The following is a 16,422-nucleotide window of genomic DNA, read 5'->3' as shown; positions in this document are numbered from 1 at the left end:
AATGGTGACAAAACAATTGGTGGAAAATATACTGAAGACGACAATGGAAGAGATCCCGGAAGAAGTCAAAATCCATGGCAAAAAAAGTTTGTACAATTGGATGGGCGTGGCAATCGGTGCAGCGCACCATCCATCGGTCGATATGGTGCTCGGCCTGAAAGAGGACATTCAGTCGGCGGAACAAGTCTCGATTTTCGGCCGCACGGAAAAAACCGATTTGCTGCTGGCCTCTTTAATCAATGGCATGTCTTCCCATATTTTCGATTACGATGATACCCATCTCGACACGATCCACCACCCGAGCGGACCCGTGGCACCTGTCGTTTTGGCGCTTGCTGAAAAAATGAATTTGTCCGGCAAGCAGGTGCTGCACGCTTTCATCTTGGGATGCGAAGCGGAATTGCGCATTGCCAATGCCGTGTACCCGAGCCATTACCACCTCGGTTACCACATCACGAGCTCGACAGGCGTCTTTGGGGCTGCAACCGCTGCGGGCATTTTGCTGGAGTTGAATGAAGAGCAAATGGCTTGGGCACTTGGCATCGCCGGCACCCAATCGTTTGGCTTGCGCGAAATGTTCGGCACAATGACCAAGCCGTTCCATCCCGGCAAGGCTGCGCAGAATGGGTTGATGGCAGCATTGCTCGCCAAGAAGAACTTTACCAGCTCAACAGAAGTGCTGGAAGCGAAGCGCGGGTTTGCCAATGTCTTGGCGCCCGAACATGATTTAGCGAAAGTGAATGTCGCATGGGGCACCGAATGGGAATTGCTGAAGAACGCGTTCAAGCCGTATGCGTGCGGCATCGTGCTCCATCCTTCGATTGATGCCTGCATCGCACTCGGCAAACAAGTGAAAGCGGAAGATGTCGAGCGCATCGAGCTGACCGTCAATCCATATGTCTTGGAACTGACCGGCAAACCGACGCCGCCGACAGGGCTTGCTGGCAAATTCAGCATTTACCACACCGCCGCTGTCGCATTCCTGGAAGGCGATGCGGGGGAAGCTCAGTATTCGGATGCCAGCGTCCACAATCCGGAAGTTGTGGCGTTCCGCAGCAAAATCCATCCGCAGGTTGATGCCGCTGTTAAAGAAGAGGAAGTGCAGGCGGTGGCTTACCTGAAGGATGGCAGCACAATCGCGCATACTGTGAAAAACGCCACCGGCAGCATCGAAAACCCGATGGACGACAATGCATTGGAGCGCAAATTCAATCGATTGGTCCACGCCATCATTGGCGGAGGAGCAGCGGTATCTTTGCGGGAACAGATGTACAAACTGGACGAGCTGGAAAATTTGGACGGCTTGATCGCATTGACGAAAGGAAATGCGGAGAGAATATTGAATTGAATCAGCAAAGCCGGTTCTCTGGATGGAGAACCGGCTTCAGACTGTATACAAAATCTAATCAACATGAATAACTGTTTATAGCCCAACCGTTCTGGCCACTTCGCTTTCCGTGGGCTCAGCTTCAGCCTCCTCGTCACTGACGTGCCTGCGGGGTCTTCAGCCTTCGCTGTCCCACAGGAGTCTTCGTGGCCAGACCGGTTGTCAGCATGTAGCTCTCATTAAAGAGAATAACCAACTCATCCACTTTTGGTAAGCAATCTCTCAAGGATTCGGAGCGCAATGCGGCGACTCCAGCGGAAGAACGGAGTGATGAGACCCCGCAGGAGCTTGCGACGAGGAGGCTCAGCGCTTCGTCCGCGGAAAGCGTCCGCATGGAGCGCAGAATCCGGTATACATAAGATGCAATGACTTTTTGTTCTTTAAATAACATAAATATATATTTGTCTACTACCTGTAGCCGGTTCTCTGGATGGAGAACCGGCTTTTTAAAGATTGTTAGAAATCGAAACTTGCATAAACAAAATATTCATTAATCACGACGCCTTCTTCATAAAGCGGCAATGTAATTTCTTCGCTCTCTCTATGGAACGTTAATGTTCCGACAGGTTCCGGGAGTTCCCGTGTATTAGTTTCTTCGCGTTTCGACCTATTAATCATATCAACAAGCTCTTTGGTTTCGCGTACGTCGTTTGTTTTATACACAAGTTCACCGTGCTTGATGATTTCCATTCCGTTGTAATCGCCCTTGAGCAACGGAGGCCCATTGCAGCCAGCTAAAAGAGGAAGAAGGAACAATAGCATTAAAGTATACAAAACCGTCTTTTTCACCCAATCGCTCCCTTATTCTTGTTATCCCCATCATATTCCAATAGAGATCCACAAACAAATGACATTTTCACTTTTACGGACAAAATAAAAAAGGGCTTCCCTTATTCGGAAAACCCTTTTGTTTAAAATGCGTATTGGAATAAGCCGTAATACAGAGGACCTAAGAAAAGAGCAGTCGACAGCGCGACGAAAAAAGTGCCTGTCGGACCCGCGACTTCTTCGCGCTCATGCTCAAACTGTTTTTTCAGTTTGAAGGCAAAAATGATATCCCAGGCGAGGCCGCCGAAAAAGACGAACTTCCAGACGATCGGTTCGAAAATCTGGTTTTGGGTGACAAAGCCGAACAAGCCGATCCAGGTGATGACAGAAACCACCAGGTCAAACTTGACTGGAAAATTCAACGGCCCGCTGTGGAGGATGAAGCCGACAGTCGCAGTGCCAAGAAAAGCTGCATAGATAAACCAAAAAATTTGTTCCATTCATTAAAACCTACTTTTTTCAGACTCTCCCCATTATAGAAGAGTAACCATGAGATGAAAAGTTTTTTGAGAAAACCATTCTTCCGAAAGTTTCCGCAAAGAGGCCGTTATGGGCTATAATCCAAGAAAAGGGGGGAGAGCCATGGGCAACAAGAGCCACGGCCTGAAACATGGCTGGACTTTGATCGCGCATAAATCTTTCACGCTGTTTACGAACGCTAATGCCTATATCGTCGTCGATAGCGATCATGACACTGTCATGCATTTCAAGGTCACAGACTCCGAGCTGGATATGATTTCAGTCAATTGGGGCTTGAATTTCAAGGTGATCCTCGGCTTTAAAACGATCAAGATCATGGAACTCCCGGATGATGAGTAACCTATTGCCTGCTGGAAAGCTTTCCGTTCATGCGGAAGGCTTTTTTTACTCATGGTATGATTTTTAGAGAGATTGATAAAAATGCGGCCCAAAGAGCCGGAACGGGGGAAACGATGGACTTAAAAACCTATTTAACATTGGATGGCACCGCAATGGCGCAATTGGTGCGCAGCAAGGAAGTGGCGCCAGCGGAATTGCTGGCACTTTCTTTTGAGCGCCTTGAGCAACTGGAACCGGAATTGAATGCTTTCACTTCGGTTCGCCAGGAACAAGCTTTTGCGGCATTGGAAAAAAACCAAGACGGCCTTTTTGGTGGCGTGCCGATGGCGCTGAAGAACATTTCGCAGTCGCTGGCAGGCGAACCGTTGACGGCAGGCTTGAAATTATTGGGAGGATCAGTAGCGCAGGGCGATTCCCATTTCGTTGCCCGATTGGGAGCAGCGGGGCTATCATTCATCGGCCACACCAATACGCCGGAATTTGGCTTGAAGAATATCAGCGAACCGGAGCTTTATGGTCCGTCGCGCAATCCGTGGAACCCGGATTATTCGCCAGGCGGTTCAAGCGGCGGTGCTGCTGCAGCTGTGGCGTCGGGCATTGTCCCAATGGCAGGTGCCAGCGATGGAGGCGGTTCGATCCGCATCCCAGCTTCGTTCACCGGGCTCTTTGGCTTGAAGCCGACACGCGGCCGGACGCCGGTCGGGCCAGGTACAGGCCGGCAATGGCAAGGCGCTTCCATCGACTTTGGATTAACACGAACGGTACGTGATAGTTGCGCGCTGCTCGATGTGCTGCAGACGGTCCAACCGGAAGCGGCATTCCAGACACCTTTATTTCCCGGGAAATACAGCGAACTTTTCAAGCAGCAGCCGGAATGCAAATTGCGCATTGCAGTTGCCGCCGACTCGCCAGTCGGTACGCCCGTTTCGCAAGACGCAAAAGATGCGCTTCAGAAAACGGTCCAATGGCTGCTGCAGGAAGGGCATGAAGTGGAAGAGGCATCCAACGGCATCGACGGCATCCGCTTGATGCAGGATTATTATTTGATGAACAGCGGCGAGATGGCGTTGCTTGCACGCAATCTTGGCCGCATGTCCGGACGCGCATTGGAGGCCGGAGATATGGAAATCGAGTCGTGGCTCCTGAGTGAAGCCGGCAAACAAGTATCGGCTGCTGATTATTCGGCAAGCCTGGCTTCTTGGGATATGGCCGCTGCTAAAATGGCGGAGCTCCATCAGTGCTACGACTTTTATTTGACGCCTGCCACCGCTTATACCGCACCGAAAATCGGTGAGCTGACGCATAACACTGCGTCGCGAACGGATCTCCTGGCACGTTTTTCGGCGGCGCAGACGATGGATGCGCAGCAGGACTTGATCTACGAAATGTTTTTGCCGAGCCTCACTTATACGCCGTATACCCAACTCGCGAACTTGACGGGGCAGCCGGCGATGTCGGTGCCGGTCCATGTTTCTGATGGCGGCTTGCCGATCGGCGTGCAGTTTATGGCTGCAAAAGGCGAGGAGCATCGACTGCTTGCTCTGGCACTGCAGATGGAACAGACAGCTTTGTGGGTCGGGCAAAAAGGGAACCCGGTGTTTTCCCGCTAGAGCTGAATGGAGGATGAGCCGGAAACATTGTTCTCTTCAATTATGGAAAAGAACAACGGAACTATTCGTATTGCAATTCATATCTTGAGCTTTGGAAAAAGTTAAAATTAATATCGATAAAAGTATTTTCATTTTCAGTTGGAGCAGCCCTAAAGGCTGCTTTTTTTTTTGCCTTAGAACCGAAAAGGTGAAACGATTAATCAGAATAATTAAACAACTGAATTGACTCCGATTGGGATGTCCGCAATAATGAACGTACACTGACGAAAAGGTGGCTTCGAAAATCTATGGAACTGTTGAAGCCCGAATGTCCACGCCGGAATACGGCCGTCCAGTGGAGCCAGTCCAAAATAACCGCCGACGAGATATTGGGATTTCTGCCAGAGCCGGCAAAAAGAGATGAGTGTAAATGAACAAAACCATTCGCGAAGATGCATTATTCGCTATCAATCCGTGGCGCATGCTAACGTGGCTGCTGATTGCCCAGATCATGGTGGCTTTTATCGGGAGAAGCCTAGCTCCTCTTGGTGTGCTGATCGGGGAGGATTTGTCGCTGACAAAAGCGCAGATTGGCATGCTTCCTGCAGCCTTGTTCTTGGGGCAATCGGCAATTGCGATTCCCGCAGGGTTCTTAGTGGACCGAATCGGTTCGAAAAAGCTGTTGTTCCTGTTGTCGCTGTGCCTGGGTGTGTCCTTTATCCTGATGACGCTGACTTCCCTCTATGCGGTGGTCCTGTTCATGGTGGTGCTGGGCGGTGTCGGCTATGGCGCTATGCATCCGACATCGAATAAAGGCATCATCCACTGGTTTTCTGAAAAGCGGGGAACCGCTATGGGCATCAAACAGATGGGCGTGACGCTGGGATCTGCCCTGGCAGCGCTTTTGCTGCTTCCGGCCGCGACTGTTTGGGGATGGCGTCCGGTGCTTTTGGGGGCCTGCCTGCTGCTGATTCTTACAGGTATCCTTGCTTATCGCTTTTATTCCGACCCGCCGGAAGACGACGCGAAAGTGGAATCTGCAGAGGAGCCGGCGCGTTTGCTGGCTTCGATTCTGCAGATGTTCAAGGAAAAGCCGCTGGTGCTGGTCAGCATCGCCGCTATGGGGCTGAGCGGAAGCCAATTGATCTTGAATACATACTTGGTGCTGTTCGCTTATGAATACATCGGCATCGGTCTCGTGTCAGCGGGCATGCTGCTGGTGATTTCAGAAGTGAGCGGCTCGTTCGGCCGCATCGCATGGGGGATGATCAGCGACCATGTCTTTCAAGGAAAGCGGATCATCGTCATGGCCATCATTGCGGCTTTGTCGATAGTCATCTCGCTCGGGATCAGCCAGCTTCCGCCGGGAACGGTGTTTTGGGTGATGGTGCCCATCACCATCGCTTTCGGTTTCTGCATTTCGGGTTTCAACGGAGTCTGGATGAACGCCGCCACCGAGCTGGTTCCAGTGAAGCAGGCTGGAATCGCCAGCGGCTTCAGCCTGATGATCGGCTCCTGGGGCGTCATCCTCGGACCGCCACTGTTCGGCTTTATTGTGGATGTGACCGGTTCGTTCACGTTCGGCTGGCTGTTTCTTGCTGCTGTCCTTGCAGTAGTCATTGTCCTGCTGCTGTGGGCGATGGCGATTGCGAAAAGAGAAGGAAAGGAATATATGAAAGGATAAGCCGGCATTAAAGAGTGGAATTCGATTTCATTAATTTAAAATGGAGGAATGTCTATGGAATACCGGACGCTTGGAAAAACGGGCATTAAAGTATCGAGCCTTTGTTTTGGAACGATGTCATTTGGCGGCAACGCCGATGAAGAAACTTCGCGGGCGATGTTCAATCGCTGCCGGGAAGCCGGCATCAATTTTTTTGACTGTGCGAATGTCTACAATAAAGGCGCAGCGGAAGAAATCTTGGGAAGGTGCATCGCAGACAGCCGGGATGACTTGGTGTTGACGACGAAAGTGAATGGACCGACTGGCCAAGGCGTCAATGACCGCGGATTGTCGCGCCGCCACATCGTCAAGGAAGTCGAGAAGAGCCTGAAGCGGCTGAATACGGACCGCATTGAATTTTATTTTGTGCATGCGTTCGATCCGGAGACGCCGATCGAGGAGACGCTGCGGGCGATGGATGATCTCCAGCGCCAAGGGAAAATTCTGTATCCGGCAGTCAGCAATTGGGCGGCCTGGCAAATCGCCACGGCACTCGGCATTTCCTATAAAGAAAGCCTGGCGCGCTTTGAATGCGTCCAGCCGATGTACAATCTGGTAAAGCGCCAGGCAGAGGTGGAAATCCTGCCGCTCGCTGCCGCTGAAAACATGGGCGTCATCACGTACAGCCCGCTTGGCGGCGGTTTGCTTACCGGCAAATACGGCAGCGGCAAAAAGCCGGAGCAGGGCAGGCTGGTTGATCAGAAAAACTACGAAAAGCGCTATGCTGAAGAGGCCTATTACCGCATTGCGGACCGTTTTACGCAGCATGCCAATGAAAAAGGCCATCATCCGGCATCATTGGCTGTAGCCTGGGCGATGGCGAATCCGGCCGTCACCGCGCCGATTATCGGCGCACGCAATTTGGAGCAGCTGGAACCATCGCTTGCGGCGCTCGACATCGGCATGACGCCGGAATGGCGCAAGGAAATTTCCGATCTTTCCATCACTCCGCCGCCGGCAACGGACCGGCTGGAAGAGGTATAAGTTTTTGGATTTCGTAAAGAGGCGCTCCTGGCTTGCGGGCTGGGAGTGTCTCTTTGCACGTCCAATCGCCCGGAGCATTCACACTTGCCGTTGTCACAAAATTTCATTGTCGTTATAATAGATGGACATTGCTTAATGCCGAGACGGCTTAAAGGTGAATCTGGAATGGTTTGGAGTGAAGCAGGGCATGAACATGGAAGAAGAACTTCAGCTATTCATTCGAAATTTAAACGGAATGGATGAATACCGCCTTCCCCAACGGGCCTATCACACGATTCGGCTCGCCATTCGGGATTTGATCCTGCCGCCGGGTACCGCCCTGCTGGAACGCGAAATCAGCGAAGCGCTGCAGATGAGCCGTACGCCTGTCCGTGAAGCGTTGGTGCGTTTGGAAATCGAAGGCGTTGTCCAGCTGGTTCCGCGGAGAGGTTTTATCGTAGCGCCGATCGAGCAGAAAGATTTGAAAGAAGTCTATGAAATCATTACGAGGCTGGACAGTTTGGCTATCGAAACCGCAACCGAAAACGCCACTGACGCTGAGCTGGACCATCTGGATGCCATCATCGAGGAACAGCAAGCGGCTTTGCTGAATGAAGATTTGAAACAATGGTCGCTGCTGGATGATTTGTTTCACACGGCGATTATTGACTATGCCCATAATAAACGCCTGAAAGCTGTCATCGACAGCTTTGCGGATCAATCTTACCGGGCAAGGCTGTTTACAATCGAAAAGCGGCCAATTCTGCTGCAATCGATTACTGAACATAAAGCGATTGTTTTCTGCATGCGGGCAAAAGACGGCAAAGCTGCAAGCATGCTGATCGAATCCCACCGAAAACGCGCACAGAAGGAAATTCTCGAAGTGCTTGATGAAATCAATAATACCGAAATCGTCAATAAATAACGGCCTGCCCTTTATAGGAGCAGGCCGTTATTTTATTTCAACAATCATTTGTGTATACGTTAATTTTAAGGAAAATATAAATAATAGATTTCCTAGCAATTTAAATGGTAAAAACACTTTATTTTCATAAAATTTAAAATATTATTGACATTAACGTATGCATTAAACTAATATACTCTGTAACACATATCAAAGGGCCAGCGATGGCGACGACAGGGGGAATTGAAAATGGGCGGAACAAAAACATTTAAGTTAGCGGTTATTCCGGGCGATGGCATTGGGAAAGAAGTGGTGCGGGAAGGCATGCGTGTACTGGAATATATGGCGGAAGAATCGGAAGGCAAATTTTCTTTCGAAAGCGATTATTTTCCGTGGGGCTGCGAATATTACCTGGAGAACGGCAAAATGATGGAGGAAGACGGCTTGGAGCAGATCCGCAATCACGATGCCATTTACTTTGGCGCTGTCGGCTTCCCGGGAGTGCCGGACCACATCAGTTTATGGGGATTGCGATTGGCCATCTGCCAAGGATTCGACCAATGGGCGAATATCCGGCCGGTTGAATTTTTGCCGGGGGTGCCGAGAAGGCTGAATCATCCGGATGTCGACAATTTGAATTGGGTGCTGGTGCGCGAGAATTCAGAAGGTGAATATTCCGGAATCGGCGGACGCAATTTCGCCGGGCGGGGCACGGGCAATGAAGTCGCTGTCCAATCGGCGTTGTTCACGGAAAAAGGCTGCGAGCGGATTATCCGTTTTGCATTCGATTTAGCGCGGACGCGCGACCGGAAAAAAGTGACGAGCGTCACGAAGAGCAATGCCCAGCAATACGGCATGGTGCTGTGGGACGAAGTGTTTGCACGCGTCAGCAAAGACTACCCGGATGTCGAAACAGATCAGCGGCTCGTTGATGCGATGGCTGCAGAGTTTGTCTTGCATCCGGAAGAACTGGAAGTGGTCGTCGCTTCGAATTTATTTGCGGACATTTTGTCGGATCTCGGCAGCGCGCTCGCCGGAAGCCTTGGCGTCGCTGCAAGCGCCAACTTGAATCCGGAACGGCGGACGCCGAGCATGTTTGAATCGGTCCACGGATCTGCTCCGGACATCGCTGGGAAAGGCGTCGCCAACCCGATCGGCACGATTGGCAGTGCGGCGCTGATGCTGGACCATCTTGGATTAACCGAAGAAGCAATTCGCTTGAACAACGCCATTGCAGAAACGACAAGGCAAGGCATCCTGACCCGCGACCTTGGCGGGACCTACGATACGGTCGAAGTGACAGACGCAATCATTCAGAACTTGGCAAAAGTGAAAGAACAAGCACACTGATTTCTATAAGGAAGAAATATTACTAGCGCAGCCGGTTGAAAGTCAGCCGGCTGCGCTATTTTTAATGGATGATGAAAGTATTTACATTTTTCTGAATAAAATATATGATGGACGAAACCTTCTGAAAACGTTTTCAGAAATCACGGCGAAAAAATAAGGGGATGGAAAAATGGAGGACAAGAAAAAACTGCCGCTCGAAGGGCTGCGCGTCATTGATGCCTCGACGGTGCTGGCGGGTCCGATGCTGGCGACTTACCTGGGCGATTTTGGCGCCGAAGTGATTAAAGTGGAACACCCGGCTGGCGATCCGCTGCGCAATGCCGGTAGCCACAAGGACGGTGAATCGCTTGAATGGAAGCTCGTGTCGCGCAATAAAAAACCGATTACGCTGAACTTCAGCACGCCGAAAGGGCAGGAACTGTTCCACCAATTGGCAGAGACGGCAGATGTCGTGATCACCAATTTCAGGCCGCAGACGCTTGCGAAATGGAACATCACCTACGAGTCGCTGGCGAAAAAAAACCCCGGCCTCATTTTAGTGAAGGTATCCGGATTTGGCGAAGACGGCCCGTATAAAGAGCGCCCGGGATTCGGCACGCTTGCGGAAGCGATGTCGGGTTTTGCGCAGGTTAACGGCTTTCCGGACCGCGGACCGGTGCTGCCAAGCTTCGCGCTCGCCGATTACGCGACAGCGATGATGGGGGCCTATGCCACGATGGTGGCGGTCTACGAACGGGATCATTCGGAAGACGGCAAAGGGCAATCGATCGACTTGCCGATCTACGAAGCGTTGATGGGCATGCTCGGCAACCAGGTGATGGAATTTGACCAATTGGGCGTCATTCCGGGAAGAAAAGGCAATCGCACCGGCTGGACGGCGCCGCGCAATTTATACGAAACACAGGACGGCAAATGGCTCGCCATTTCGGGCACATCGCCGGCGATTGTCGAACGGATTTTCAAAGCGATTGGCCGGGAAGAGCTGCTCGCCGATCCGAAGTTCGCCACGAACCAGGCGCGACTGCAGCATGCCGATGAACTTGAAGCGATCATTGCGGACTGGATGAAGCAGTTTCCGCAGGAAGAAATCCTGGAGCGCTTTATCCGTTTTGAAGCGACGATCGCGCCGGTTTACAACGTCCAGGAAATCATGGAAGATCCGCATTTCATCCACCGCAAAAACATTGTCGAAGTGCCCGATGCGCATTTCGGCAAAGTGAAAATGCTCAACGCAGCGCCGAAGCTTTCCCGGACACCGGGCGAAATCCGCCATGCGGGATTGGAACTGGGTTCGTCGAACAAAGCGGTTTATGAAGAATTGGGGTTGACGCCGGCGGAAATCGAAGAGCTGCGCAATGGCGGGATCATTTGATAAGGGGGATGGAAGATGATTTATAGAAGTTTATTGTTTACGCCGGGAACGAAAAAAGAGCGTTTGTTGAAATCGATCAATAGCGGGGCCGACGCGCTGCTATGGGATTTGGAAGACGCCGTGCATCCGGACGAAAAAGCCGGTGCGCGGAACACCATCGCCGAGGCGCTCGACGAACTGAGCGAGAAGCCGGCGACGCCGATTTTCTTGCGGGTCAATCAATTCGGCACCGAATGGTATCGTGAAGACGCCGCGCTTGCGCAGCATAAATACGTGACGGGCATTATGCTGCCGAAAACGGAAAGTGCCGAACAAGCAGCTGAAACGTGGCAGCGCATGGGCAGCGAAGGTGAGCTGATCGTACTCATTGAGACCGCGGTGGGAATCGTCCGCCTCGAGGACATCTTCAGCAGCCCGTACATCAGCGGCGTCGCTTTCGGTGCCATCGATTATGCAGTGGACCTGGATTTGACGCTGACCGAAACCGGACTAGAAGCGCTGTATGCACGCTCACGTATCGTTACCCATGCAAAAGCGGCAGGCATTCCGGGCGTTTACGACACCGTTTTTCCGGATGTCCACAACGCCGACAGCCTTGAGAAACGGGGAGCTTCGACGCGTGCGCTCGGCTTTAATGGCCAGATGGCGATCCATCCGAAGCAGCTCGAAACGATTCACGGAGTCTACAGCCCGTCCCAGGAACAAATCGACTGGGCGGTGAAGGTCTTGTGGCATGCCGACAACGAAGCGAAAGGCGCCGGCGTCTTTATGCTCGACGGCAAAATGGTCGATCGTCCGGTAATCGAGAAAGCCAAACAGATTTACGCAGCTGCCGAACGGTACGGATTGGTGGCTGGGGCATGACGGACATTCCGGCAAAGCGCAAGCTGACGATCGAAGATGTCGCCAGGCAGGCGGGGGTGTCGATTTCCACCGTTTCCCGCGTGATGAACAACACCGATTACATTGCCGATGCCACGAGGCGGAAGGTGCAGGATGCCATCGATGCGCTCGATTACCGCCCCAATGCACTGGCGCGCGGATTGAAGCAAATGAAGACCGATTCCATCGGGCTGATTTTGTCCGATCTGCAAAATCCGTTTTGGCTGATGGTGCTGGAAGGAATCGAGGATGCCTGCCAGGAAGCGGGCTATAGCTTGCTGATCTTGAATTCACGGGACGATCCGGAGAAAGAAGGCAAGAACATCAAGGAATTTTTGATGCGGCAGCTCGATGGCATCATCATCAATCCGGCATCCGAGGACAATCCGCTATTTGCTGCGCTCGCTGCAGAAGCGTTCCCGCTCGTCTTTTTGAACAGGCGGGTGAAGGGCGTCGAAGTCGACACGGTCGTTGCTGATAATTTTAAAGGGACGATGCTTGCCGTGTCCCACCTCGCGGCGCTCGGGAAAAACCGCATCGCCATTTTTCTGTATCCGGCAAACGGCATCAGCCCCCGGCAAGAGCGGCTCGAAGGCTATAAACAGGCGTTAGCGGCGCATGGGCTCCAGACAGATCCGGCACTGATCAAAGTTGTCGAAACCAAAGAAGATTGCCTGGCGGCGATGAAGCAATTGCTGTCAGGGAGCGGCAAGCCGGATGCCATCCTGTCGACCAATAATCGGCTGACGCTGGAGATCCTTGACGCCCTCGGTACATTGAACATCGCCGTGCCGCAGGATATTGCATTGCTTGGCTACGATGAAACCGAATGGTCGAAGCATTTGAATCCTCCGCTCACCACCATCCGGCAGCCGGCCTATGAAATGGGACGGGAAGCGGCGGAGCGGCTGATTCTGGCCATTGCGGCGAAACGCCGGGGCGAAACCATGCAGCCCGAAACGGTTCAGCTCGAGCCGTCGCTTGTCGTCCGTGAGTCGTGCGGCGAAATCCTTTAATAAATGGCATCAAAAAGGCCCGACCTGTGCCGGTCGGGCCTTTTCCTGTGTTCATTCGCTTTCTTTGTATTCCAAAATATCGCCGGGCTGGCAATCCAATGCCTTGCAAATGGCTTCCAGCGTGGAAAAGCGTATCGCTTTCGCTTTGCCGTTTTTCAGAATGGAAAGGTTGGCCATCGTGATTCCGACCCGCTCAGACAGCTCGGTTACACTCATTTTTTTCTTGGCCAGCATTACGTCAATATTGATAATTATCGCCATATCATTCACCTCAGACCGTCAAATCGTTTTCAGATTTTAACTCGATGGCATTTTGCAGTAGTTTCTGGAGCACCGCTGCGAAAACCGCGATGACCAATGCGCCGAATGTGATGACGAGGCCAAGCCCGCCGAGGCCCGGAGCGTCATCAACTTGTGCCACATACAGAATAATCGGCAGGCACAATACATACAAGCCAGTAATGGCCAGTGCGCAGCGTTTGATGTTCTTCAGGGCTTTGACCGACAGCTCTGAGAAAGCGATATTGCGATCGATATAGCCGAGCAGCTTCAAGGTCTGGTATAGCGCCACGAAATAAGCAACGGCCGTCGCGTAAAGCGCCGCCATGAAGAAGTATTGCACAAAAGGCACCCCATCGATCAATTCGCCGGCGAACTCCGATATCGGAGGCACGACGAATATGCAGACCGCCAGAACCGGCAGCGCCATCAAGACGAGTACCGCCTTCAAAAAAAGTGTTTCCCGTTTCATGTAAAGCACCTCGTTTCAAATCATAGTTAAGCGGGGGAACAGCTGCCAGCACATCATCTGCGCGACTGGCCGAATTTCCCCTGCCCTGTCTTTGATTAAATCATACCTCAAAATATATCGTTTATCAATAAATAAATATTGTTTATAAACAATTTTTATTTTTTCACTCAAATAAAAAGCATTTCCTCTCTTTCGGGAAATGCTTCACCTGCGTTTAGTGACGCATATTGGCGTATTCCTGTTCTTCCTGGTCTGTCATCAGCCGCGTGGCTTTGCCGATGGTTCCGCCGTGCCAACTCCAGATCGTGTTGTGGACATCGACCGCATTGGAGAAATTGCCTTCCTGCCAAGCGCTGAGCGTCTCCAGGTAGAATTTCTCGTCCTGGTAGCTGTTGGCCTGCACAATCTCGATCAGCTTCGCAACGCTGTCCGCCGTCAAAGGCCGGGAGCCGAATTTAACATCGGCGTAGACTTTATTATGCGTCATTTCGTGAAGGTATAATTGGATTTCGTAATCGCTCATATCGCCGGAAAGCTGGACAGGGCTCTTTGAACTGCCGGCGAACTCTTCCTGCGAAGCAGGGGCAGCTGCCGGCTGCGGCGTAGAATTTTCGGTGGCCCGAATCGGTGCCGGTGTTTCGTCTTCATTGGAAGAGCCGTTCTGAATCAGCAGGAACCCGCCGACAGCGAGCAATGCTAAGACGCCGAGGCTGATGAAAGCCGCTGCTGCTGTTTGTTTCATCGAATCGCTCCTTTAACTGGTGTGTATACTGTTAATTATGGCCTGTAAATTACTGGATGGCAATAACCTTCCATAAAAAGGATAAGGTTTGCGCAAATGGAAATTGACAGTCAACTCAAGTATGATGAAATGAAAAGGGAGAGCTCCGTCCGATTCTTTGCTTCCTTATAAACCTCATCTAACGCGATAAGGAGTGGCTAATCATGATACATGTCAAAGAAACGACCGATAAAACCGGCGGCGGCTCGGAACGTCCGGAAGCGTTCATCCGCAACGACCAATTCAATTTCATCAAAGACCAGGCCGCAATCCTGGTCACGGGACAGGCGACGGGCAACGACGCCGAAGTATTGAGCGTGCTGCGGCATCTGGCGCATGAGAAAGTCTTCAAGTTATTCCCTGCGCTGACCGAAGAACAGAAGGCGGTGCTGGGCCCGCTGTCAGCAGTGAAGGAATCGGCGGACGCCGAAGCGTTCCTCGAAGCGCTCGTGCCGTATATCATTCCATTTCCTGCAGCCGCCAGCGAAGCGCTTGCGAAGCTGTTCCCGAAAGCGAAAAAGCTCAAAGGACCGAAGCCCGACACTCTCGACTTCAGCAAAATGTCGTATTTGGCGTGGACCGAAAGTTCGAACTTGATGTACCTCGTGACCCAGAAAGACGGCCGGCTTGAAGGCGTCTCCGGGACGCTGTCGCGCAGCGGGAAAAAAGGCATCTGCGCCATCTGCAACCGCCACAGTGAAGTGGGCTTGTTCACCGCCCGCACGAAAAGCTCCGGGCAGGACCAATTCGTCAAACGTGGAAATTACATCTGCATGGACAGCGCGGTATGCAACCGCAACATCAGCACTCTCGAGCGCCTGTCGGATTTCACGGCGCGCCTGCAAAAATAAAGATGAAAAAAGCTTTCCGAAAAACGGAAAGCTTTTTTGCATGTCAAGACATGGATTTGCGCTCCCATTTCTGGAAAATCCACAGCGCCGCCTGCAAGATCAGCGCGTCTTTGAAATTCTTCGGATCGTAGCCGGTCTCGTCGACAATTTTTTTCAGGCGGTAGATGAGCGTATTGCGGTGCAGGAACAAATCATCCGCCGTCTTTTGGATGTTGAGGTTATTGGCGAAGAACGATTCCAGCGTTTCGGCTTTCGTTTTGTCCAAGTTTTTCAGGACGCGGTGCGCAAAGCGTTCCGAAACGGTTTCATCCACTTGGTAGAACAGCGATTTCAGCTCGATGTAGGCGAACGAGGTCAGTTCTTTGCCTGAACCGCTGATTTCGAGCGTGATTTCGCAGTCTTCGTAGGACTGGCTGAATTTGCGCAGATGGTGATAGGGCAGGCTGTACGACATCCGGAACTGGAGATCGAGTTTTTTCAGCAGCGCATGAAGCGCTTGGACTTGGCCATCGACAGCTTCTGGTTCGACGCCGCTGAGGATGACGACGAGGCGGTTGACGTTGATGAAGCTGGCGATTCCGGTGCCGATGGCTTTTTCCACTTGCTGGATCAGGATGCGGTTGGCAGTCTCGCGTTCGGTGAACTGGATGATGATGGACGTAAACGGCGGTTCTAGGCGCAGGCCCAATAGTTCCAGGTTTTCTTCGACGGTAGTGACTGACGGATCTTTTCTCAGCAATTGGTCGATGATCATTTCTTTGGTGCGCTGCTGCCATTCCATTTGGGAGTCGAGGAAAGCTTGGCGGATCATCAATTCGGTCGTCATCTTTACCAATTCGCCGATGTCCTCGAGCTCTTCGGGGGCTCCGGTGATGCCGATGACGCCGATCAGCTCCCCCATAAAGATGAGCGGCAAGTTGACGCCGGGCTGTGCGCCTTCCCATTCCTGGCCTTCGGCGATTGCCAGCGACTGCCCGGTAGCGAGCACTTGGCGTGCGCCTTCGTGGACCGCGCCGATGCGTGATTTGTCCAGAGCGGCGATGATGCGGCCTTCCGTATTCATAATGTTGACGTTGCGGTGCAGGCGCAGGGAAGTCTCTCGAACAATGTCGTTTGCCATTTTCTGGTTGAGCATTTGCATGATTTATCCACCTTTTGTTTGGTTCGTACAATTTAACGGAATGAAACCGCTTTATCTTTATATGT

17 protein-coding genes are annotated in these 16,422 nt (G+C 52.0%); 11 read left to right on the top strand and 6 right to left on the bottom strand.

Translation table 11 applies throughout. The annotated features are described in order from the left end of the window. Nucleotide 1: 1 nt before the first annotated feature. The gene (locus QMA09_RS05345) at nt 2-1,348 is read left to right on the top strand and encodes an MmgE/PrpD family protein (protein ID WP_290212322.1); all 1,347 of its coding nucleotides are present in this window, start codon (nt 2-4) and stop codon (nt 1,346-1,348) included. 495 nt (nt 1,349-1,843) lie between these two features. Here QMA09_RS05345 and QMA09_RS05340 read toward each other — a convergent pair whose 3' ends face one another. Together QMA09_RS05340 and QMA09_RS05335 are read right to left on the bottom strand one after the other, a co-directional pair. Then, nucleotides 1,844-2,176, bottom strand: coding sequence for a hypothetical protein (locus QMA09_RS05340; RefSeq protein ID WP_290212321.1), 333 nt, complete (start codon nt 2,174-2,176; stop codon nt 1,844-1,846). A 122-nt stretch (nt 2,177-2,298) separates the two neighbouring features. Further along, the gene (locus tag QMA09_RS05335; protein ID WP_135502026.1) at nt 2,299-2,655 is read right to left on the bottom strand and encodes a hypothetical protein; all 357 of its coding nucleotides are present in this window, start codon (nt 2,653-2,655) and stop codon (nt 2,299-2,301) included. Nucleotides 2,656-2,797: 142 nt separating this feature from the next. On the opposite strand from QMA09_RS05335, the gene QMA09_RS05330 reads away from it, so the two are divergent. The 9 genes from QMA09_RS05330 to QMA09_RS05290 all read left to right on the top strand — a co-directional run bounded on the left by QMA09_RS05330 (nt 2,798) and on the right by QMA09_RS05290 (nt 12,833). Beyond that, nucleotides 2,798-3,034, top strand: coding sequence for a hypothetical protein (locus tag QMA09_RS05330; protein WP_135502024.1), 237 nt, complete (start codon nt 2,798-2,800; stop codon nt 3,032-3,034). Nucleotides 3,035-3,147: 113 nt separating this feature from the next. Beyond that, on the top strand, nt 3,148-4,644 hold the full coding sequence (locus QMA09_RS05325) for an amidase family protein (protein ID WP_290212320.1): 1,497 nt from the start codon (nt 3,148-3,150) through the stop codon (nt 4,642-4,644). A 409-nt stretch (nt 4,645-5,053) separates the two neighbouring features. Next, nucleotides 5,054-6,307 carry an MFS transporter gene (locus QMA09_RS05320; RefSeq protein WP_290212319.1) on the top strand — a complete coding sequence of 418 codons (1,254 nt, stop codon included), beginning with the start codon at nt 5,054-5,056 and terminating at the stop codon, nt 6,305-6,307. Nucleotides 6,308-6,361: 54 nt separating this feature from the next. After that, nucleotides 6,362-7,330, top strand: coding sequence for an aldo/keto reductase (locus tag QMA09_RS05315; RefSeq protein ID WP_290212318.1), 969 nt, complete (start codon nt 6,362-6,364; stop codon nt 7,328-7,330). 154 nt (nt 7,331-7,484) lie between these two features. Beyond that, nucleotides 7,485-8,234: a GntR family transcriptional regulator gene (locus QMA09_RS05310; RefSeq protein WP_290212317.1), complete on the top strand. Its 750-nt coding sequence runs from the start codon at nt 7,485-7,487 to the stop codon at nt 8,232-8,234. A gap of 228 nt (nt 8,235-8,462) precedes the next feature. Then, complete coding sequence (locus QMA09_RS05305; protein WP_290212316.1) at nt 8,463-9,563, top strand: tartrate dehydrogenase; 1,101 nt, start codon at nt 8,463-8,465, stop codon at nt 9,561-9,563. A 169-nt stretch (nt 9,564-9,732) separates the two neighbouring features. Then, nucleotides 9,733-10,935 (top strand): CaiB/BaiF CoA transferase family protein, encoded by a 1,203-nt coding sequence (locus QMA09_RS05300; protein ID WP_290212315.1) that lies wholly within the window; start codon nt 9,733-9,735, stop codon nt 10,933-10,935. Between the two features lie 15 nt (nt 10,936-10,950). Continuing rightward, nucleotides 10,951-11,799 carry an HpcH/HpaI aldolase/citrate lyase family protein gene (locus tag QMA09_RS05295; RefSeq protein WP_290212314.1) on the top strand — a complete coding sequence of 283 codons (849 nt, stop codon included), beginning with the start codon at nt 10,951-10,953 and terminating at the stop codon, nt 11,797-11,799. Next, nucleotides 11,796-12,833, top strand: a complete 1,038-nt coding sequence (locus tag QMA09_RS05290; RefSeq protein ID WP_290212313.1) for a LacI family DNA-binding transcriptional regulator — start codon at nt 11,796-11,798, stop codon at nt 12,831-12,833. The genes QMA09_RS05295 and QMA09_RS05290 overlap by 4 nt, the downstream gene beginning before the upstream one ends. 51 nt (nt 12,834-12,884) lie before the next feature. Here the strand turns inward: QMA09_RS05290 and QMA09_RS05285 are convergent, their stop codons facing one another. From QMA09_RS05285 to QMA09_RS05275, 3 genes are all read right to left on the bottom strand, one after another. After that, nucleotides 12,885-13,103 carry a helix-turn-helix domain-containing protein gene (locus QMA09_RS05285; protein ID WP_290212312.1) on the bottom strand — a complete coding sequence of 73 codons (219 nt, stop codon included), beginning with the start codon at nt 13,101-13,103 and terminating at the stop codon, nt 12,885-12,887. Nucleotide 13,104: 1 nt separating this feature from the next. Beyond that, entirely contained in the window at nt 13,105-13,584 is a 480-nt protein-coding gene (locus QMA09_RS05280) for a DUF2975 domain-containing protein (RefSeq protein ID WP_135502008.1), read from the bottom strand. A gap of 214 nt (nt 13,585-13,798) precedes the next feature. Continuing rightward, nucleotides 13,799-14,326, bottom strand: a complete 528-nt coding sequence (locus QMA09_RS05275) for a DUF6241 domain-containing protein (protein ID WP_290212311.1) — start codon at nt 14,324-14,326, stop codon at nt 13,799-13,801. 203 nt (nt 14,327-14,529) lie between these two features. Between QMA09_RS05275 and QMA09_RS05270 the strand changes: the two genes are divergently transcribed. Beyond that, nucleotides 14,530-15,216 carry a FusB/FusC family EF-G-binding protein gene (locus tag QMA09_RS05270; protein ID WP_290212310.1) on the top strand — a complete coding sequence of 229 codons (687 nt, stop codon included), beginning with the start codon at nt 14,530-14,532 and terminating at the stop codon, nt 15,214-15,216. A gap of 43 nt (nt 15,217-15,259) precedes the next feature. Here the strand turns inward: QMA09_RS05270 and QMA09_RS05265 are convergent, their stop codons facing one another. Beyond that, entirely contained in the window at nt 15,260-16,357 is a 1,098-nt protein-coding gene (locus tag QMA09_RS05265; RefSeq protein WP_290212309.1) for a CdaR family transcriptional regulator, read from the bottom strand. Nucleotides 16,358-16,422: the final 65 nt, after the last annotated feature.

The organism is Planococcus sp. APC 3906 (assembly GCF_030407685.1).
Taxonomy (GTDB): Bacteria; Bacillota; Bacilli; order Bacillales_A; family Planococcaceae; genus Planococcus; species Planococcus koreensis.
This window is presented reverse-complemented; position numbering and strand designations above follow the sequence as displayed.